Below are 17,743 nucleotides of genomic sequence, written 5' to 3'. Positions count from 1 at the left end.
AAGTCCTGACGTACCCGGTACGTCAGGACTTCCACAGCCCGGGGGCCTCGCAGGCCTCCGAGCAACCGATGAGTGTGCCGACCCACCCGCGGCGGGTCAGCAGTGACCCGACCCGTCCCGCGGTGTGGCAGGGCCGGTCGAACACCTGTCCCCACCCGAGGCGTACGGCGTTCTCCCGGTCCACGGCGGCGACCAGATCGCGCTCCAGGTCGGCATCACGCTGCGCTGCCGTGTTGTGGAACAGCCGCCCGTCGAGCTCGACGACCTGGCCGACCTCGCGGTACTCCACGTCGCGACGGCCACCGTGCACCGGTCGCTGCCGCGTGCCCTGCGGGAGGGAGTGTGGCCGCTCGACCCGGTGCAGGTATCCGTGCTCCAGCACCGAGCACGTTCCACCAGCGATGTCGCCGAGCACCTGGGTCAGCCACTCGCGGCGTGGCAGGCCGACGAGGGTCCCGGCCGCCTCGACGACCCGGGTCGCCGTCGTACGCCGCGACTGGCACACGTCGGCCAGCATCTGGATGGCGTCCAGGTCGCCCAGGGTCGAGGCGACCAACAGGGCGGCGTGCTCGACCCGGACACGCGGCGGCGAGGCGGGTGCGAGGACCAGGTCGTCGTACCGGCGGGAGCGGTGGACGTCGTACCCCGGGTCCGGACGGCGCCTGACCCCTGCCGGGACCACGATCTCGATCAGCGCGGTGTCGTCGTGGTGCCGCCAAGTGGGACCGAGCGCCGCCCGGAGCGCGGAACGCCCGGCGAGTGCGGCGGGCCGGAAGTGGTGGATCCCCGCCCATGCCCGCTGGGACCAGGTGGGTCGCCCCGTGTGGTCGACGAAGGCGCCGGGCAGGATGCGCACCAGCTCTCGGCGGCGGAGCAAGCGCTCGAGGTCGTGGGGTGCGATCCCGTGCTGCCGCAACTGGGCGCGGCTGATCGTGCCGTCCTGGCGACGCATCAGTCGGCGCGTTGGGGCATCCATGGCAGCAGGGTGTCCGGCCGAGCCGGCTCGCACCACCGGCCGCCGTCCGCCTGTGGACGGGGGCGTGGAACTCCTGACTTACCAGACGCGTCAGGATTTCCACACCCTCTACAAACGTGACAGTAAAACTGTCATCATCAACCGCATGACGGTAGAGCTGGGACAGGGAACCGGCCCGCTGAAGGGCGTCAAGGTCGTGGAGATCGCGGGGATCGGGCCGGGCCCGCACGCGTGCATGATCCTGGCCGACCTGGGGGCCGACATCATCCGGGTCGAGCGGCCGGGCGGGCAGATGCTCGCCGGCGGGGCCAAGAACATCCTCAACCGCGGCCGTCCCAGCGTGGCGCTGAACCTGAAGGACCCGGAGGCGATCGCCACCATCAGGGAGCTGGTGCGGGACGCCGACGTCCTGGTCGAGGGGATGCGGCCGGGGGTGGCGGAGCGGCTCGGGATCGGACCGGACGACGTCGCGGAGGTCAACCCGCGGCTGGTCTACGGCCGGATGACGGGCTGGGGGCAGCACGGACCGCTGGCGCACGCCGCCGGGCACGACATGAACTACGTCGCCATCACCGGCGCGCTGTTCGGGCTGGGACAGGACAAGGCCAAGCCGCACTTCCCGACCAACCTGCTCGGCGACTTCGGCGGCGGCTCGACGTACCTCGTGATCGGGATCCTGGCCGCGCTCCTCGAGGCGAGGATCAGCGGGCAGGGGCAGGTCGTGGACGCGGCGATCGTCGACGGCACCGCCCACCTCAACGCGATGACGGCCGCGTTCGTCGGGGCCGGCACGTTCAAGGAGGAGCGCGCGGCCAACCTGCTCGACGGCGGCGCGCCGTTCTACGACCTCTACGAGACCAGCGACGGCCGGCACATGTCGGTCGGGGCGCTGGAGCCGCAGTTCTGGGCGACGTTCATCAAGCTCCTCGGCGTCGAGGACGTCGTCCCCGGCCAGTACGACCTCGACCGGTACGACGAGATGCGCCAGCTGTTCGCCGACACCTTCCGCACCCGCACCCAGGCCGAGTGGGTCGAGGTGTTCGAGGGCAGCGACGCGTGCGTGGCCGGCATCCTGCCGATGAGCGAGGCCGCGGAGCACCCGCACCTGAAGGCCCGCGGCGTCTTCGTCACCAAGGACGACACCCTGCAGCCGACGCCCGCGCCCCGCTTCTCCCGCACCGAGGCCACCCTCGGGAGCGCGCCCGCCCCCGAGGCCGGCAGCCAGACCCGGGAGGCGCTGACCGCCTGGGGCATCGCGGACGTGGATGGACTGATCGCCCGGGGGGTAGCGGTCCAGGTGTGAAGCCGTTCCTCTTCCTCGGCACCCGCGCGCAGGACCTCGCGGCCGACGGGGAGTACGACGCCGTCCTCCGCTTCACCGGTCTCGACGAGCGTGACGTACGACGGGTCCGCCTCGAGCGGGATGAGCTGGGGGAGGTCGACCTCGACGCCTGGTCGGGGATCGTGCTGGGCGGCGGTCCGTTCAACATCAGCGACCCCGAGGACGCCAAGAGCGGCACCCAGCGACGCGTCGAGGCCGAACTGCGCGCGCTCGCCGAGCGGGTGCTCGAGCGCGACTCGCCGTTCCTCGGTGCCTGCTACGGCATCGGGACCCTGGGCACCCTTCGCGGCGGCGTCGTCGACCGCACGTACGCCGAGCCGATCGGCGCGGTGACGGTCACCCTCACCGACGCCGGTCGGGAGGACCCGCTGACCGGCGTCCTGCCGGAGACCTTCGAGGCCTTCCTCGGCCACCAGGAGGCGGTCAGTCGGCTGCCGCGGGGCGCCGTACTGCTGGGTGAGGGGGCGGGCTGCCCGGTCCAGGCCTTCCGGCTCGGGCGGAACGTCTACGCCACGCAGTTCCACCCCGAGCTCGACGTCGAGGGGATCGTGACCCGGATCCACGTCTACGCCGGCTACGGCTACTTCGAGCCGGCCGACGAGCAGGTCCTCGTGGACGGCGCCCGTGCGGCGACGGTCACCGAGCCGCCACACCTGCTCCGCCGGTTCGTCGAGCTGTTCGCCGACTATTGAACATCCGTCAATAAGGCGCTTACAGTGTCAGCATGGAACACGTCGACGTCCTGATCATCGGGGCCGGGCTCTCGGGCATCGGGGCCGCCTGCCAGCTGCGCGAGCATCACCCCGACCGCAGCATCGCGGTCCTGGAGGGCCGCGCGGTGAGCGGCGGCACCTGGGACCTGTTCCGCTACCCCGGCATCCGCAGCGACTCCGACATGTTCACGTTCGGCTACCGCTGGCGGCCCTGGCCCGGCGACACCGCGCTGGCCGACGGGCCGCTCATCCTCGACTACGTTCGCACCGTCGCGGCCGAGTACGGCGTCGACGCGCTGATCCGCTACGACCACCGGGTGACCCGCGCGAGCTGGGACTCCCGCACCGCCCGCTGGACGGTCGAGGTCGAGGGTCGCGAGCCGATCAGCGCGAGCTTCCTGCACGCGTGCACCGGTTACTACGACTACGAGACCGGGCACGCGCCGGTCTTCCCGGGCCAGGACGACTTCCGCGGCGACGTGGTCCACCCGCAGCACTGGCCCGAGGACTACGACTACGCCGGCAAGCGGGTCGTGGTGATCGGCAGCGGCGCCACCGCCATCACGCTGGTGCCCGCGATGGCCGACACGGCCGAGCACGTCACGATGCTGCAGCGCTCCCCGACGTACGTCCTGTCCCGGCCGGGCAAGGACCCGTTCGCCACCAAGCTGGCCCGGCTGCCGCAGCGGCTGCGCTACCCGCTCGTGCGCTGGAAGAACATCCTGGTCGCGACCGGCTTCTACCAGCTCTCGCGCCGCCGCCCCGCGCTGGTCAAGAACGTGATCGCGAAGGCGCTGCATCGCCAGCTCGACGGCCACGTCGACGTCGACCAGCACTTCAAGCCGTCGTACGACCCGTGGGACCAGCGGCTCTGCTTCGTGCCCGACGGCGACCTGTTCAAGGCGTTCCGCAAGGGCACCGCATCGGTGGTCACCGACACCATCGAGACGTTCACCGAGACCGGCATCCGGCTCACCTCGGGCGAGGAGCTGGCGGCCGACCTGATCGTCACGGCGACCGGGCTGAAGCTGCTGCCGTTCGGCAAGATCGACCTCGAGGTCGACGGCGCGAAGGTCGAGCTCAGCGACACCATGGCCTACAAGGCGCTGATGCTCAGCGGCGTGCCGAACTTCGTCTACACGATCGGCTACACCAACGCCTCCTGGACGCTGAAGGCCGACCTCGTGAGCGAGTACGTCGTCCGCCTGCTGACCCACCTCGACGAGCGCGGGCTGCGCAGCGTGGTCCCGCGCAAGGACCCGTCGGTGACCGAGCGGCCGTTCATGGACTTCCAGTCCGGCTACGTCCTGCGGGCGCTCGACGGGCTCCCCAAGCAGGGTGACCGGGCGCCGTGGATGCTGAAGCAGAACTACCTCACCGACGTCCGGACCATCCGCACGGACCGCATCGACGACGGTGTCCTGGAGTTTGCCTGAGCAGGCCGTCGGTCACTGGCACGGTGACACGCAATCGACTCGAGGGAGGCCCCTGATGGGCATCGGTGACAAGATCAGCAACAAGGCCGAGGAGCTCAAGGGCCACGGCAAGGAGCACGCCGGCAAGGCGACCAACGACCCGGGCCTCGAGGCCGAGGGCAAGGCCGACCAGACCTCCGGCAAGGTCAAGAACGCCGGCGAGAAGCTCAAGGACGCCGCGTCCGACCTCAAGGACGGGCTGACGAAGTAGTCAACGTCACCCTCCGGCAATGATGGGTACGACGGGCCGCACCCCTACGCTGGGAGTGCGGCCCGTCCAGTCTTGCCTCGGGCCCGCCTCGCGCTCGTCATCATGAGCGCGCTTCTTCTGGCGAGACACCGCCACAGTGAGTGACTCTCTTTTGTCTTCGCACAACTTCGCCGACCTCGGCGTGCCCACCTCTCTCGTCGCCCTCCTCGCGGAGCGCGGCATCACCGTCCCGTCGCCCATCCAGGCGGCGACCCTTCCCGACTCCCTCGCCGGACGCGACGTCCTCGGTCGGGGCCGCACCGGCTCCGGCAAGACCTACGCGTTCCTGCTCCCGCTGGTCGCCCGGCTCCAGGCGTCCGACAAGCGCCCGCAGCCCAAGCGGCCCCGCGCGCTGATCCTGGCCCCGACCCGCGAGCTGGTCGGCCAGATCCAGGAGGCCCTCGCGCCGCTGGCCAAGTCCGCCGGGCTCTCGACGATGACCGTCTTCGGCGGCGTCGGCCAGAACCCCCAGGTCGCCGGCCTGCGCCGCGGCGCCGACATCGTGCTGGCCTGCCCCGGTCGCCTCGAGGACCTGATCGGCCAGGGTCACTGCGACCTCGGCGGCATCGAGATCACCATTCTCGACGAGGCCGACCACATGGCCGACCTGGGCTTCCTGCCCGGCGTGCGCCGGATCATGGACCGCACGCCCCGTGAGGGCCAGCGGATGCTCTTCTCGGCCACCCTCGACAACGGCGTGAACGTGCTGGTCAAGCGGTTCCTGACCAACCCGGCCACCCACGAGGCCGACTCGGCCCAGTCGCCGGTCGCCAAGATGGACCACCACGTCCTGCACGTCGCCCGCGAGCAGCGGGTGCCGGTGCTGGTCGACCTGACCAGCGCGCCCGGTCGTACGGTCGTCTTCACCCGCACGAAGCACGGCGCCAAGGCGCTGACCCGCCAGCTCAACAAGAACGGCGTCCCCGCCGTCGAGCTGCACGGCAACCTCAGCCAGGGCGCCCGCACCCGCAACATGGACGCCTTCCACGCCGGTACGGCCAGCACCCTGGTCGCCACCGACATCGCCGCTCGCGGCATCCACGTCGACGACGTGGCGCTGGTCGTCCACGCCGACCCGCCGGCCGAGCACAAGGCCTACCTGCACCGCTCGGGCCGCACGGCCCGCGCGGGTGCCGCCGGCACCGTCATCACCCTGATGACCGAGGACCAGGTCCGCGACGTGCGCGACCTGACCCGGGCGGCCGGCATCAAGCCGACCATCACCAAGGTCGACGGCCCGCGGCACCCCGTGCTGACCCAGCTCGCCCCCGGCGAGCGGGTGCTCGTCGAAGGCGGCCTCGTGGTCGACACCCCCGAGCCGCAGCAGCGGCAGCCGAAGCAGTCCCGCCCCGGCGGGGCCGGCGGCGGCGCGAACGGCGGCGGCCGCAACCGTCGCCGGCGCGGCGGCAGCGGTGGCGGCACCGGTGGCGGCCAGGCCGGTGGTCAGGCCGGCGGCCGGCAGTCCTCGGGCGGCGGCCAGGGTCGCAAGCCCGCGGCCAAGCGGACCCAGTCCGCCGGCGCCGCGAAGAGCGGCGGCGGCTCGCGCCACAGCGCCTCGTCGTTCTCGACGGGTCGTCGCTAGGACCTCATGAGCCCGGTCGTCGCCTGGATGCGGAGGTCGTTGTGGGACGTCGTCCCGCGCGACCACCGCGACCCGCCTGAGCTGCTCCGGCGGCGTCAGCTGGTGACGGCCGGGTTCGTCGTCCTCGGGGCGGTCGTCCTCGGCTTCTCGCTCCGCATCGAGCCCGGCAGCTCGTGGTTCTATGTCTCGACCCTCGTCCTCGCCGCGGTGTGGGCGGTCGGTGCCTTCGTCTCCGGCCCGCTCCACCTCGGCCGGATCGCCCGTCGCGATCGGCTGGTCCGTCCCTGGGCGACGCCGATCGGCGTCGGCCTCGCGCTCGCGGGCGTGTTCGTGGTCGGCGCCCTCGTGGTGCGCGAGATCCCGTTCCTGGGCGACCAGGTGTCGTCGGTCCTCGACTACGCCGACCAGGGCTCGCTGCCGCTGCTGGTCGGCATCACCCTGGTCAACGGCATCGCGGAGGAGCTGTTCTTCCGCGGCGCGGCGTACGCCGCCATCCCGCGCCGGCCGGTCCTGTGGACCAGCGTCGCCTACCCGATCGCCACGCTCGCGACGGGCAACCTGATGCTCTCGTTCGCGGCCGTGCTGCTCGGCGTCGTGGTCGGGCTCGAGCGCCGCGCCTCCGGCGGCATCCTGGCGCCGATCCTCACCCACATCACCTGGTCGCTGGCCATGCTGCTGGTGCTGCCGCAGGTGATCGGCTAACTCTCCGCGACGGCCTTGCGGACCGCCTCGGCGTACGTCAGCGGCTCACCGGGGACGACGTCGCGGATCGCGAAGTCGGTCTGGATCACCTCGGTGCCCATCGAGTCGATGAGGTTGCGCCCGGTGGTCACGTCGACGTTGGTGACGAACGAGATCCAGTACGACGACAGCTTCGGCGTCAGGACCGGCACCACGAAGATCGGCGGCTTGCGGCCGTTCATCACCTCGGCGGCCTGCTGCAGCATCTCCAGGTAGCTGACCTGGTCGGCCCCGCCCACCTCGAAGACCCGTCCCAGCGCCGCCTCGTTGCCGACGACGCCGGCCAGGTAGCGGATCACGTCCTCGAGCGCGATCGGCTGGGTGCGGGTGGTGGCCCACCTCGGCACCACCATCGCGGGCAGGTTCTTCACCAGCTGGCGGGTCATCTCCCACGAGATGCCGCCGGCGCCGACGACGATGGCGGCACGCAGCACGGTGACCGGCACCCCCGACTCCCCGAGCAGCTGCTCCACCTCGCGCCGCGAGCGCAGGTGGGCGGAGAGATCGTCGCCGTCCTTGCCGAGCCCGCCCAGGTAGACGATCTGCTGCGTCCCGGCGGCCGCGGCGGCCAGGCCGAAGCCGCGGGCCGCCTCGGCGTCCTTGTGCTCGAAGTCGTCGTCGTCCAGCGAGTGCACCAGGTAGATCGCGACGTCGACGCCGGCGAGCGCGTCGGCGAGCGATCCGGGGTCGTGCACGTCGCCGAAGACCGGCTCGCCGGGGCCGTCGTACGTCTCCGGGTGGCGGGTCATCGCCCTCACGTCGTGACCGGCGTCGACGAGGACGGGGACCAGACGCTGGCCGACGAAGCCGGTGGCGCCCGTGACGAGAACGGAGGTCATGAGGGTGCAGTACCCATTAGAGTGTGATTGAAAGTTCAATCGCAAGGAGTCGTGCTGTGTCCGAGCCCCCCGTCGTCGCCCGGTACGGCGATCCCGATCCCGGAGCGCCGTTGGTCGTGCTGCTGCACGGGCGCGGCTCGTCGGAGACCGACATCCTCGGCCTGGCCGGCCACCTGCCGAGCGGACCGGAGTACGTCGCCGTCCGCGCCCCGATCGCCGAGGGCGGCGGCTACGCGTGGTTCGCCAACCGCGGGATCGGTCGGCCGGTCGCCGAGAGCCTGGCCGCGACGACCGCCTGGTTCCGCGCGTGGCTCGACGAGGTCGCGCCCGCGGGTCGACCCGTGGTGCTGGTCGGCTTCAGCGGCGGCGCGGCGTTCGCCGGCGGCCTGCTGCTGACCGACCCGCAGCGCTGGGCCGGGGTCGCCGTGCTGCTCGGCACGCTGCCGTTCGAAGACGCCGGGATGGACGTGGGGGCGGGTCGACTCGACGGCGTCCCGGTGCTGGTGGCTCAGGGCGACGCCGACACGGTCATCCCGCGCGAGCTGCTCGACCGGACCTGGAGCTGGCTGCACGACTCGTCCGGCGCCGAGGTCACCGGCCACCGCGACCCGTCCGGGCACGGTCTCACCGCCGGGACCGTCGCGGCCCTGTCCTCCTGGCTGACCGAGCGGCTCGGATGACGCCCGCGGAGGCGGCGGCCGAGCTGCGCGCGGTCCGGGCGGGGCATCGTACCCGACGGCCGTTCACCGACGACGAGCCGGGCCTCGACGCCGCCTGGGGCCTGGCCGTGCAGGACCTCGACCGCGCGACCCGGGTCGCGGCGGGGGAGCGGGTCGTCGGTGCCAAGCTCGGCCTGACCAGCGCGCCCAAGCAGCGCACCATGGGCATCGCCGAGCCGATCGTCGGCTTCCTGACCGACGCGATGGCGTCCGCCGACCCCGCCTCGCTCGTCCAGCCGCGCGTCGAGCCCGAGATCGCGTTCACCCTCGCCCGGGACCTCGACGGCCCGCTCACCCGCGCCGAGGCGGCGTCGTACGTCGGGGCCGTGCACCTCGCCCTCGAGGTCCTCGACAGCCGGTACGACGGCTACCGCTTCCGCCTGGCCGACGTGCTGGCCGACGCCACGAGCGCCGCCGGCTTCGTGCTGGGCGACCCGTTCCCGCTCCCCGAGGACCTGTCCGACCTGGCCTGCTCGTGGACCGTCGACGGGCGCACCGAGACGGTCCGCCCCGCGGCGATCCTCGGCGACCCGCTGCTCGCCCTGGTGCACCTGGCCGGCCACCTCGCGGCCCGCGGGGAGACGTTGCCCGCCGGGTCGGTCGTGCTCTGCGGGGCGATGACGGACGCCGTACCGCTGCCGGCGGAGGTGCGGCTCGACGCGCCGGGTGCGGGAGTAGTCACGCTCGACGGCTGACAGCGACTCGGCCTCGTCGCTCGGCCCGCCGGTGGTTGAGCAGGTCGCGCAGCGACCGCGTCGAAACCCCCGCACCCGGCAAGCGACCTCGATCGAGGCGGACTGTCGGCTCACCGGGTTTCGACACGCTCGTCGCTGGCGCTCCTCGCTGCTCAACCACCGGGGCCGCTAGCCGCGCGAGGGTCGGATGGTCGTCGTGCGCGCCGTCCGGGCCACGGCCGACTCGTAGGCCGTGACGAGTCCGCCGACCGACAGCGGCTTGAGCCGCTCCAGGACCTCCTGGAACAGCTCGGAGCTGTCGCCGTACCGAGGAGCGAGCTTCTCGGCGATCACCGCGTGCAGCTCCTCGGCCATCTGCCGGCCGTGCTCCTGGTAGACCCGGGCCGCGGCGACGGCGACCTCACGGGGGAAGCCGAGGTCGAGCAGCCGGACGCCGATGCTGAGCTGGGTGGCGGCGACCAGGTAGGCGTCCTCGCGGAGCCGGACGATGCCGAGCGCCTGCAGGGTCGCGACGTCGTCCTCGTCGAGGGGCCGACCGGCCCGCTGCTCCAGCTGGGCGCGATCCATCTCGACCGGGAGGTCGGCCTGCCAGGGGGCGAGCATGGTCCGGGCCAGGGTGATGTCCTCGGGCGCGGCGTCGGCCGGCAGCCCGGCGACGTACCGCTCGATCGCGGCCAGCGTGAAGCCGTGGCTCTGCAGCTCGCGGACCAGCTCCAGCCGGGCCACGTGGTCGCCGGAGTAGTAGCCCGACCGGCCTCGCCGGATCGGCGGCGGCACCAGGCCCTTGGTCGTGTAGAAGCGCACGTTGCGCACGCTCATCCCGACCCGGGCCGTCAGCTGGTCGAGCGTCAGCAGCTCGTCGTCGGGCACGTGATCCACCTCTCAGGTCTTGACCGTGACACCAATAGTGTCACAATCGGAGCACATCCCTCGATCACTCGCTAGGACGGTCATGGCTGAAGCATTCGTGTACGACCACCTTCGTACGCCGCGCGGCAAGGGCAAGGCAGCAGGCTCGCTGCACGAGGTGAAGCCGGTCGACCTCGTCGTCGGCCTCCTCGACGAGGTGAAGGAGCGCAACCCCGGCCTCGACCCGGCGCGCGTCGACGACGTCGTCCTCGGCGTGGTCTCGCCGATCGGCGACCAGGGCGGCGACATCGCCAAGACCGCGGCGCTGGCCGCGGGCTACCCCGACACCGTCGCGGGCGTGCAGCTCAACCGTTTCTGCGCCTCCGGCCTGGAGGCCGTCAACCAGGCCGCCTCGCGGGTCCGCGGCGGCTTCGAGGACCTGATCCTCGCCGGCGGCGTCGAGTCGATGAGCCGGGTGCCGATGGGCTCCGACGGCGGTGCCTGGGCCTCCGACCCGGCCACCGCGTTCCGGGCCGGCTTCGTGCCGCAGGGCATCGGGGCCGACCTGATCGCGACCATCGAGGGCTGGAACCGCGACGACGTCGACGCGTACGCCGCCGAGTCGCACCACCGGGCCGCCAAGGCCTGGGCCAACGGCTACTTCTCCGGCGCGATCGTGCCGGTCAAGGACATCAACGGCCTGACCGTCCTCGACACCGACGAGACGATCCGGCCCGACACCTCGCCCGAGGGTCTGGCCGGTCTCAAGCCGTCGTTCGCCGGCATCGGCGCCGACGCCGGCTTCGACGACGTGGCCCTGGAGAAGTACCACTGGATCGAGAAGATCGACCACGTCCACCACGCCGGCAACTCCTCCGGCATCGTCGACGGCGCCGCCCTCACGCTGATCGGCTCCGAGCAGGTCGGCACCGACCTGGGCCTGACCCCGCGTGCCCGGATCATCGCCACCGCGGTCTCCGGCGCCGACCCGACGATCATGCTCACCGGTCCGGCCCCCGCGGCCCGCAAGGCACTGGCCAAGGCCGGCCTCGAGGTCGGCGACATCGACCTGTTCGAGATCAACGAGGCGTTCGCCGCGGTCGCCATGCGGTTCATGCGCGACCTCGACATCAGCCACGAGATCACCAACGTCAACGGCGGCGCGATCGCCATGGGCCACCCGCTCGGCGCCACGGGCGCGATGATCCTCGGCACGCTCATCGACGAGCTGCAGCGCCGCGACCAGCGCCGCGGCCTCGCCACGCTCTGCGTCGGCGGCGGGATGGGCATCGCGACGATCGTGGAGCTCGTCTGAGCGACGGAGTCGCCAGACGAGCGCCACGGATCTTCGCGATCCGTCGGTGGTCGAGTAGCCCGCCACGACCGAGGAACGAGGTCGTGCCGGGCGTATCGAGACCCATCCAGGTCACGCGCGCACCCCGACCCGCGCCCCGCCGTACCCCTGAACCTCTCTCATCCAGAACAGGACCCTGATGAGCACCAGCACCGACACCCAGTCCGCCGTCCACTACGACAAGGACGCCGACGGCATCGTGACGCTGACCCTCGACGACCCGACGTCGAGCGCGAACACGATGAACCAGCTCTACATCGACTCCATGAACGCCGCGGTCGACCGGCTGTACGCCGAGGAGGCCGACGTCACGGGCGTCGTGGTCGCCAGCGCGAAGAAGACCTTCTTCGCCGGCGGCAACCTGAAGAACATGGTCCAGGCCGGACCCGACGACGCGGCCGACGTCTTCGCCCTGGGCGAGACCGTCAAGGCGGCGCTGCGCCGGCTGGAGAAGTTCCCGAAGCCGGTCGTGGCCGCCATCAACGGCGCGGCGCTCGGCGGCGGCTACGAGATCTGCCTGGCCACCCAGCACCGCATCGCGTGGGACGGCCCCGGCGTGATCGTCGGCCTGCCCGAGTCGAGTCTGGGCCTGCTGCCCGGCGGCGGCGGCGTGACCCGCATCGTCCGCAAGTTCGGCCTCCAGGCCGGCCTGATGGACATCCTGCTCACCGGCGCCCAGTTCAAGGCGTCGGCCGCGAAGGAGAAGGGCCTGGTCGACGAGCTGGTCGCCACCCGCGAGGAGCTGGTCCCGGCCGCGAAGGCCTGGATCAAGGCCAACCCCGAGACCACGCTGAGCCCCTGGGACGCGCCCGGCTACAAGATGCCCGGCGGTACGCCGAAGTCGCCGGCCCTGGCCGGCTTCCTGCCGGCCTTCCCCGCCCTGCTGCGCAAGCAGACCAAGGGCGCGGTCTTCCCGGCCGCGCGGGCGATCCTGTCCGCGGCCGTCGAGGGCGCCCAGGTCGACTTCGACACCGCCTCGCGGATCGAGTCGCGCTACCTCACGAACCTGGTCGTCAACCAGGGCTCGAAGGACATGATCCAGGCGTTCTTCTTCGACCTGCAGGCGATCAAGTCCGGCTCGCTCCGCCCCCAGGGCATCGAGCCGTGGAAGGCCACCAAGGTCGGAGTCTTGGGCGCCGGCATGATGGGCGCCGGCATCGCCTACTCCTGCGCCCGCGCCGGCATGGAGGTCGTCCTGAAGGACGTCTCCGACGAGAACGCGGCGAAGGGCAAGGCCTACTCCGAGAAGCTCAACGCCAAGGCGGTCAGCCGCGGCAAGCTGACCGAGGAGAAGTCCCAGGAGCTGCTCGACCGGATCACGCCGACCGGCGACCCGGCCGACCTGGCCGGCTGCGACCTGGTCATCGAGGCGGTCTTCGAGGACCCGTCGCTGAAGGCCAAGGTCTTCGCCGAGATCGCGCCGTACGTGAACGCGGACGCGCTGCTGTGCTCCAACACCTCGACGCTGCCGATCACCGAGCTCGCCGAGGGCGTGGACCGGCCGGCCGACTTCATCGGCCTGCACTTCTTCTCCCCGGTCGACAAGATGCCGCTGGTCGAGATCATCCGCGGCAAGGAGACCTCCGACGTCGCCCTCGCCAAGGCGTACGACGTGGTGCAGCAGATCAAGAAGACCCCGATCGTCGTCAACGACAGCCGCGGCTTCTACACCTCGCGGGTCATCGGCTTCTTTGTCAACGAGGGCCTGGCCCTGCTCGCCGAGGGCCAGCGTCCGTACTCGATCGAGCGCGCCGCGACCCAGTCCGGCTACCCGGTCGGCCCGCTGCAGCTGACCGACGAGCTCAACATGGAGCTGATGGCCAAGATCGCCAAGGCCACCCGCGACGCGGCCGAGCGCGACGGCACGCCGTACTCCGAGCACCCGGGCACCGCGGTCGTCGACACGATGATCGGCCTCGACCGCCCCTCGCGCCTGAAGGGCGCCGGCTTCTTCGAGTACGTCGACGGCAAGCGCGGCTCGATCTGGTCCGGCCTGGCCGAGCAGTTCCCGATCGCCGACGAGCAGATCCCGTTCGTCGACATGAAGGAGCGGATGCTCTTCGCGGAGGCGCTCGAGACGGCCAAGTGCTTCGAGGAGGGCGTCATCACCTCCGCCGCCGCGGCCAACATCGGCTCGATCATGGGCATCGGCTTCCCGCCGATGACCGGCGGCGCGGCCCAGTTCATGACCGGCTACGAGGCGGCCGACGGGTCCATCGGCCTGGCGGCCTTCGTGAAGCGCGCCGACGAGCTCGCGGAGACGTACGGCGAGCGGTTCCGCCCCACGTCGTACCTGCGCGACCTGGCCGAGCGGGGAGAGACCTTCCCCGCCTGATCTCCCGCTCCCCGCCGAGTCAGCAGAAGTCGGGGGCCGAGTCAGCACCAGTAGTGCTGACTCGCGCCCCCACTTCTGCTGACTCGGCCTCTACGTAAGGTCGGTCACATGGACTTCTCACCGTCTCCGCGCGCAGCCGACCTGACCGAGCGGGTCAGGGCCTTCGTCGCCGAGGAGATCGAGCCGGTGGAGGCGGCGTACCACGCCGACCTCGCCGAGCAGCGCCGCGGCGGTGACCCGTGGCAGGTGCTGCCGGTCATCGACGAGCTGAAGCGCAGGGCCCGGGACGCGGGGCTGTGGAACCTCTTCCTGCCCGCCGGCCACAGCGAGGGGTACGGCGAGGGGCTGACCAACGTCGACTACGCCCCGCTCGCCGAGATCATGGGCCGCAGCGCGATCGCGCCGCTGGTGATGAACTGCAACGCGCCCGACACCGGCAACATGGAGGTGCTGCTGAAGTACGGCAGCGACGCCCAGAAGGAGGAGTGGCTCGAGCCTCTCCTCAAGGGCGAGATCCGCTCCGCGTTCGCGATGACCGAGCCGGGCGTGGCCTCCTCCGACGCGACCAACATGGCCGCGACCGCGGTGGTCGACGGCGACGAGGTGGTCATCAACGGGCGCAAGTGGTGGTCGACCGGCGTGGGCCACCCCGACTGCCGGGTGTTCGTGTTCATGGGGCTCACCGATCCCGACGCCGACCGCCACCACCGGCACTCCATGGTGCTGGTCCCGAAGGACGCGCCCGGCGTGAAGGTCGAGCGGATGCTCTCCACCATGGGCCTGTACGACGAGCCGCTGGGCCACGGTGAGGTCTCGTTCACCGACGTGCGGGTCCCCGTCGAGAACATCATCAGCGGTCCGGGCGAGGCGTTCTCGATCGCCCAGGGCCGGCTGGGTCCGGGCCGGGTCCACCACTGCATGCGGTTGATCGGGCTGGCCGAGCTGGCCCTCGAGCTGGCCTGCACGCGGGCCCTCGAGCGCAGCGCCTTCGGCAAGCCGATCGCCAACCTGGGCGGCAACCGCGAGCGGATCGCCGACGCCCGGATCGCGATCGACTCCGCGCGGCTCCTGGTGCTGAACGCGGCCTGGAAGCTCGATGTCGGCGGCCCGCTGAACGCGCTGTCCGAGGTGTCGCAGATCAAGGTCGCGGTGCCGAACATGGCCCAGGGCGTCATCGACCTGGCCATCCAGCTGCACGGCGGCGCCGGTCTCTCCGACGACTTCCCGCTCGCGGCGGCCTGGACCGCGGCGAGAGCGCTGCGGCTCGCCGACGGGCCCGACGAGGTGCACCGCGGGGTCGTCGCCCGCCTGGAGCTGGGGAAGTACGGAGCGAAGCGATGAGCAGGGTCCTGATCACGGGTGCCGCGTCCGGGCTGGGCGCCGCGCTGGCCGAGGCGTTCGAGGCGCGCGGCGACGAGGTGCTGCGCACTGACGTGGTGGGTCTCGATACGCCGTCGCTCGTTCCTCGCGACGACTACTCGACCAACGAAGCGCCGTCGCTCGTTCCTCGCGACGGCTACTCGACCAACGAAGGGCTGACGCTCGACATCACCAGTGACGCCGACTGGGAGGCCGCACGAGCGCACGTCGAGGAGACCTGGGGCGGGCTCGACGTCCTGGTCAACAACGCCGGCGTCGCGGGCGGCGGGCGGCTCGACGTGGCCGGGCTCGACGAGTGGCAGTGGATCACCGAGATCAACCTGTTCGGCGCGGTCCGCGGCACCCGCGCCTTCGTGCCGATGTTCAAGCGCCAGCGCAGCGGCCGGATCGTCAACGTCGCGTCCCTGGCCGGGCTGGTCCACCCCGCGGGCATGGCGTCGTACAACGCGGTGAAGGCGGCGGTGGTCGCCCTGACCGAGACCACCGGCCACGAGCTCGCGTCGTACGGCGTGACCGCGCACGTCGTGTGCCCGTCGTTCTTCCGCACCAACCTGATGAGCTCGATCCGCGGCGCCGACTCGGCGCTCGCCGAGACCATGCGCGCCCTGGTGGACGACTCACCGACCAGCGCGGCCGACATCGCGCGCGAGGTGCTCGCGGGGCTGGACCGCGGCGACGAGATGATCCTCCCCGACGAGGCCGGCCGCACGGCGTACGGACTCAAGCAGGGCGACCGGGCGACCTACGACGCGATCATGCGCGACCAGGCCCGCAAGCTGCACGAGAGGGCGGAACGGTGAGCGACGACGGCAATCCGGCCAAGCCGGTCCGCGACGAGGACGCCTTCGACACCGCCGCCGTCCAGGAATGGCTGGGCCTCGGCCCGATCGAGGAGGTCCGCCAGTTCCCGGGCGGGGCCTCCAACCTGACCTACCTCCTGCGGATGACGGACCGCGAGCTGATCCTCCGTCGCCCGCCCTCCGGGCAGAAGGCGGCCGGCGCCCACGACATGGGACGCGAGCACCGCATCCAGGCCGCGCTCGCGCCGGTCTTCCCCTACGTCCCCGAGATGGTCGGGTTCTGCGAGGACGAGGCGCTGATCGGCTCGCCGTTCTACGTGATGGCCAAGGTCGAGGGCACCGTCCCGCGCCGCGACCTCCCGCCGACGATGAGCCGCGACGACGTCTCGACCCTGTGCGGCAACGCCTGGGACGTGCTGGCCGAGCTGCACTCCGTCGACGTCGCCGCCCACCCCGAGCTGGCCGCGCTCGGCCGCGGCGAGGGGTACGTCGGTCGCCAGGTCGCCGGCTGGACCTCCCGGTTCGCCAAGGCCCGCACCGAGGACACCGGCGACTGGAGCGCGATCGAGGCCTGGATCGCCGCGCACCAGCCGGACGACGTCGCGCAGGTGCTGATCCACAACGACTTCCGCCTCGACAACCTGGTCGTGGCGCCCGACGACCCGACCCGGGTGGTCGGCGTCCTCGACTGGGAGATGGCCACCGTCGGCGACCCGCTGATGGACCTCGGCGGCTCCATGGCCTACTGGGTCGAGGAGAGCGACGACGAGTTCTTCCAGATGTTCCGCCGCCAGCCCTCGCAGGCCCCCGGCATGTGGACCCGCGCCGAGATCGTCGAGCGCTACACCCGGCGGATGGGCTACGACGTCAGCCCCGACCAGTGGCTGTTCTACGAGGTCTTCGGCCTCTACCGGCTCGCGGTGATCGCCCAGCAGATCTGGTATCGCTACTTCCACGGCCAGACCACCAACGAGCAGTACGCCGTCTTCGGCCCCGCCGTCGGCTACCTCGAGTCGCGCTGCCGGCGACTCACCGGCACCTGATGGGGCTGCTCCTCCTCGTCCGGCACGGCCAGGCGTCCTTCGGGGCCGACGACTACGACGTGCTCTCGCCGACCGGCCACGAGCAGGGCCGGCTGCTCGGCGCGCACCTCGCGGGCCTCGGCGTACGGCCCGACGCCGTCGTGCGCGGCGGGATGCGCCGACACCGCGAGACGGCCGAGGCGATGCTGGAGAGCTCGGGCTGGGGCGTCGTACCCCAGGTGGACGGCGACTGGGACGAGTTCGACCACGTGACCCTGGTGGGCGCGATGGGGGAGGAGCTGCCGACCGACCGGCGGGCCTTCCAGGACCTCTTCGAGCGGGCCACCGCCCGCTGGGTGGCCGGCCACGTCCACGAGGGCGGCGAGTCGTACGACGCCTTCCTGGCCCGCACCCGGGCCGCCCTGGACCGGGCCGTCGACCGCGCCCGCACCGGGACCGTGGTCGTGGTGACCTCCGGTGGCCCGATCGGCGCGGCCGCCGCGAGCCTGGTGGACCCGACCGACCCCGCCCGGCTCTGGTCGGCGTTCAACACGGTGCTGGTCAACAGCTCGGTGACCCGGGTGGTCGTGGGCCGCAGCGGTACCCGGCTGCTCACCTTCAACGAGCACCCGCACCTGGTCGGGGACACGCTCACCTATCGCTGAACCCCG

At 71.8% G+C, this 17,743-nt stretch carries 17 protein-coding genes; 14 read left to right on the top strand and 3 right to left on the bottom strand.

Going from position 1 to position 17,743, the window contains the following annotated elements; genetic code table 11:
- Positions 1 to 22: 22 nt before the first annotated feature.
- The gene (locus tag BLT76_RS04140) at positions 23 to 976 is read right to left on the bottom strand and encodes a hypothetical protein (RefSeq protein WP_139175405.1); all 954 of its coding nucleotides are present in this window, start codon (positions 974 to 976) and stop codon (positions 23 to 25) included.
- 145 nt (positions 977 to 1,121) lie between these two features.
- Between BLT76_RS04140 and BLT76_RS04135 the strand changes: the two genes are divergently transcribed.
- From BLT76_RS04135 to BLT76_RS04110, 6 genes are all read left to right on the top strand, one after another.
- Complete coding sequence (locus tag BLT76_RS04135) at positions 1,122 to 2,279, top strand: CaiB/BaiF CoA transferase family protein (protein WP_090851142.1); 1,158 nt, start codon at positions 1,122 to 1,124, stop codon at positions 2,277 to 2,279.
- The gene (locus BLT76_RS04130) at positions 2,276 to 3,010 is read left to right on the top strand and encodes a glutamine amidotransferase (RefSeq protein WP_090851137.1); all 735 of its coding nucleotides are present in this window, start codon (positions 2,276 to 2,278) and stop codon (positions 3,008 to 3,010) included. Before BLT76_RS04135 ends, BLT76_RS04130 begins: the two co-directional genes overlap by 4 nt.
- Before the next feature lie 32 nt (positions 3,011 to 3,042).
- Positions 3,043 to 4,467 (top strand): flavin-containing monooxygenase, encoded by a 1,425-nt coding sequence (locus tag BLT76_RS04125; RefSeq protein ID WP_090851134.1) that lies wholly within the window; start codon positions 3,043 to 3,045, stop codon positions 4,465 to 4,467.
- A 55-nt stretch (positions 4,468 to 4,522) separates the two neighbouring features.
- Positions 4,523 to 4,717, top strand: coding sequence for a CsbD family protein (locus tag BLT76_RS04120; RefSeq protein ID WP_090851131.1), 195 nt, complete (start codon positions 4,523 to 4,525; stop codon positions 4,715 to 4,717).
- A 181-nt stretch (positions 4,718 to 4,898) separates the two neighbouring features.
- On the top strand, positions 4,899 to 6,338 hold the full coding sequence (locus tag BLT76_RS04115) for a DEAD/DEAH box helicase (RefSeq protein WP_244509248.1): 1,440 nt from the start codon (positions 4,899 to 4,901) through the stop codon (positions 6,336 to 6,338).
- Between the two features lie 6 nt (positions 6,339 to 6,344).
- Entirely contained in the window at positions 6,345 to 7,040 is a 696-nt protein-coding gene (locus tag BLT76_RS04110; protein WP_090851125.1) for a CPBP family intramembrane glutamic endopeptidase, read from the top strand.
- On the opposite strand, the gene BLT76_RS04105 is transcribed toward BLT76_RS04110, so the two are convergent.
- Positions 7,037 to 7,918, bottom strand: coding sequence for an NAD(P)H-binding protein (locus BLT76_RS04105; RefSeq protein WP_090851122.1), 882 nt, complete (start codon positions 7,916 to 7,918; stop codon positions 7,037 to 7,039). The two genes, BLT76_RS04110 and BLT76_RS04105, sit on opposite strands and share 4 nt — an antisense overlap.
- Positions 7,919 to 7,974: 56 nt before the next feature.
- Between BLT76_RS04105 and BLT76_RS04100 the strand changes: the two genes are divergently transcribed.
- Together BLT76_RS04100 and BLT76_RS04095 are read left to right on the top strand one after the other, a co-directional pair.
- Complete coding sequence (locus BLT76_RS04100) at positions 7,975 to 8,598, top strand: alpha/beta hydrolase (protein WP_090851119.1); 624 nt, start codon at positions 7,975 to 7,977, stop codon at positions 8,596 to 8,598.
- A complete protein-coding gene (locus tag BLT76_RS04095; RefSeq protein ID WP_090851116.1) occupies positions 8,595 to 9,332 on the top strand; it encodes a 2-keto-4-pentenoate hydratase in 738 nt (245 codons plus the stop codon). Before BLT76_RS04100 ends, BLT76_RS04095 begins: the two co-directional genes overlap by 4 nt.
- A gap of 168 nt (positions 9,333 to 9,500) precedes the next feature.
- On the opposite strand, the gene BLT76_RS04090 is transcribed toward BLT76_RS04095, so the two are convergent.
- Positions 9,501 to 10,202, bottom strand: a complete 702-nt coding sequence (locus tag BLT76_RS04090; RefSeq protein ID WP_244509247.1) for a MerR family transcriptional regulator — start codon at positions 10,200 to 10,202, stop codon at positions 9,501 to 9,503.
- Positions 10,203 to 10,284: 82 nt separating this feature from the next.
- On the opposite strand from BLT76_RS04090, the gene BLT76_RS04085 reads away from it, so the two are divergent.
- The 6 genes from BLT76_RS04085 to BLT76_RS04060 all read left to right on the top strand — a co-directional run bounded on the left by BLT76_RS04085 (position 10,285) and on the right by BLT76_RS04060 (position 17,737).
- Complete coding sequence (locus tag BLT76_RS04085; RefSeq protein WP_090851112.1) at positions 10,285 to 11,496, top strand: acetyl-CoA C-acetyltransferase; 1,212 nt, start codon at positions 10,285 to 10,287, stop codon at positions 11,494 to 11,496.
- A 178-nt stretch (positions 11,497 to 11,674) separates the two neighbouring features.
- On the top strand, positions 11,675 to 13,870 hold the full coding sequence (locus BLT76_RS04080) for a 3-hydroxyacyl-CoA dehydrogenase NAD-binding domain-containing protein (protein WP_090851109.1): 2,196 nt from the start codon (positions 11,675 to 11,677) through the stop codon (positions 13,868 to 13,870).
- 108 nt (positions 13,871 to 13,978) lie between these two features.
- The gene (locus BLT76_RS04075) at positions 13,979 to 15,211 is read left to right on the top strand and encodes an acyl-CoA dehydrogenase family protein (protein ID WP_090851106.1); all 1,233 of its coding nucleotides are present in this window, start codon (positions 13,979 to 13,981) and stop codon (positions 15,209 to 15,211) included.
- A complete protein-coding gene (locus BLT76_RS04070; protein WP_090851103.1) occupies positions 15,208 to 16,050 on the top strand; it encodes an SDR family NAD(P)-dependent oxidoreductase in 843 nt (280 codons plus the stop codon). Before BLT76_RS04075 ends, BLT76_RS04070 begins: the two co-directional genes overlap by 4 nt.
- A complete protein-coding gene (locus BLT76_RS04065; RefSeq protein ID WP_090851100.1) occupies positions 16,047 to 17,093 on the top strand; it encodes a phosphotransferase family protein in 1,047 nt (348 codons plus the stop codon). The genes BLT76_RS04070 and BLT76_RS04065 overlap by 4 nt, the downstream gene beginning before the upstream one ends.
- Entirely contained in the window at positions 17,093 to 17,737 is a 645-nt protein-coding gene (locus BLT76_RS04060) for a histidine phosphatase family protein (protein ID WP_090851097.1), read from the top strand. The genes BLT76_RS04065 and BLT76_RS04060 overlap by 1 nt, the downstream gene beginning before the upstream one ends.
- Positions 17,738 to 17,743 lie beyond the last annotated feature (6 nt).

This window comes from Nocardioides lianchengensis (assembly GCF_900101465.1).
GTDB classification, from domain to species: domain Bacteria; phylum Actinomycetota; class Actinomycetes; order Propionibacteriales; family Nocardioidaceae; genus Nocardioides; species Nocardioides lianchengensis.
Note: the sequence above shows the minus strand (reverse complement) of the source record. Positions and strands in the feature narration are given on the sequence as shown.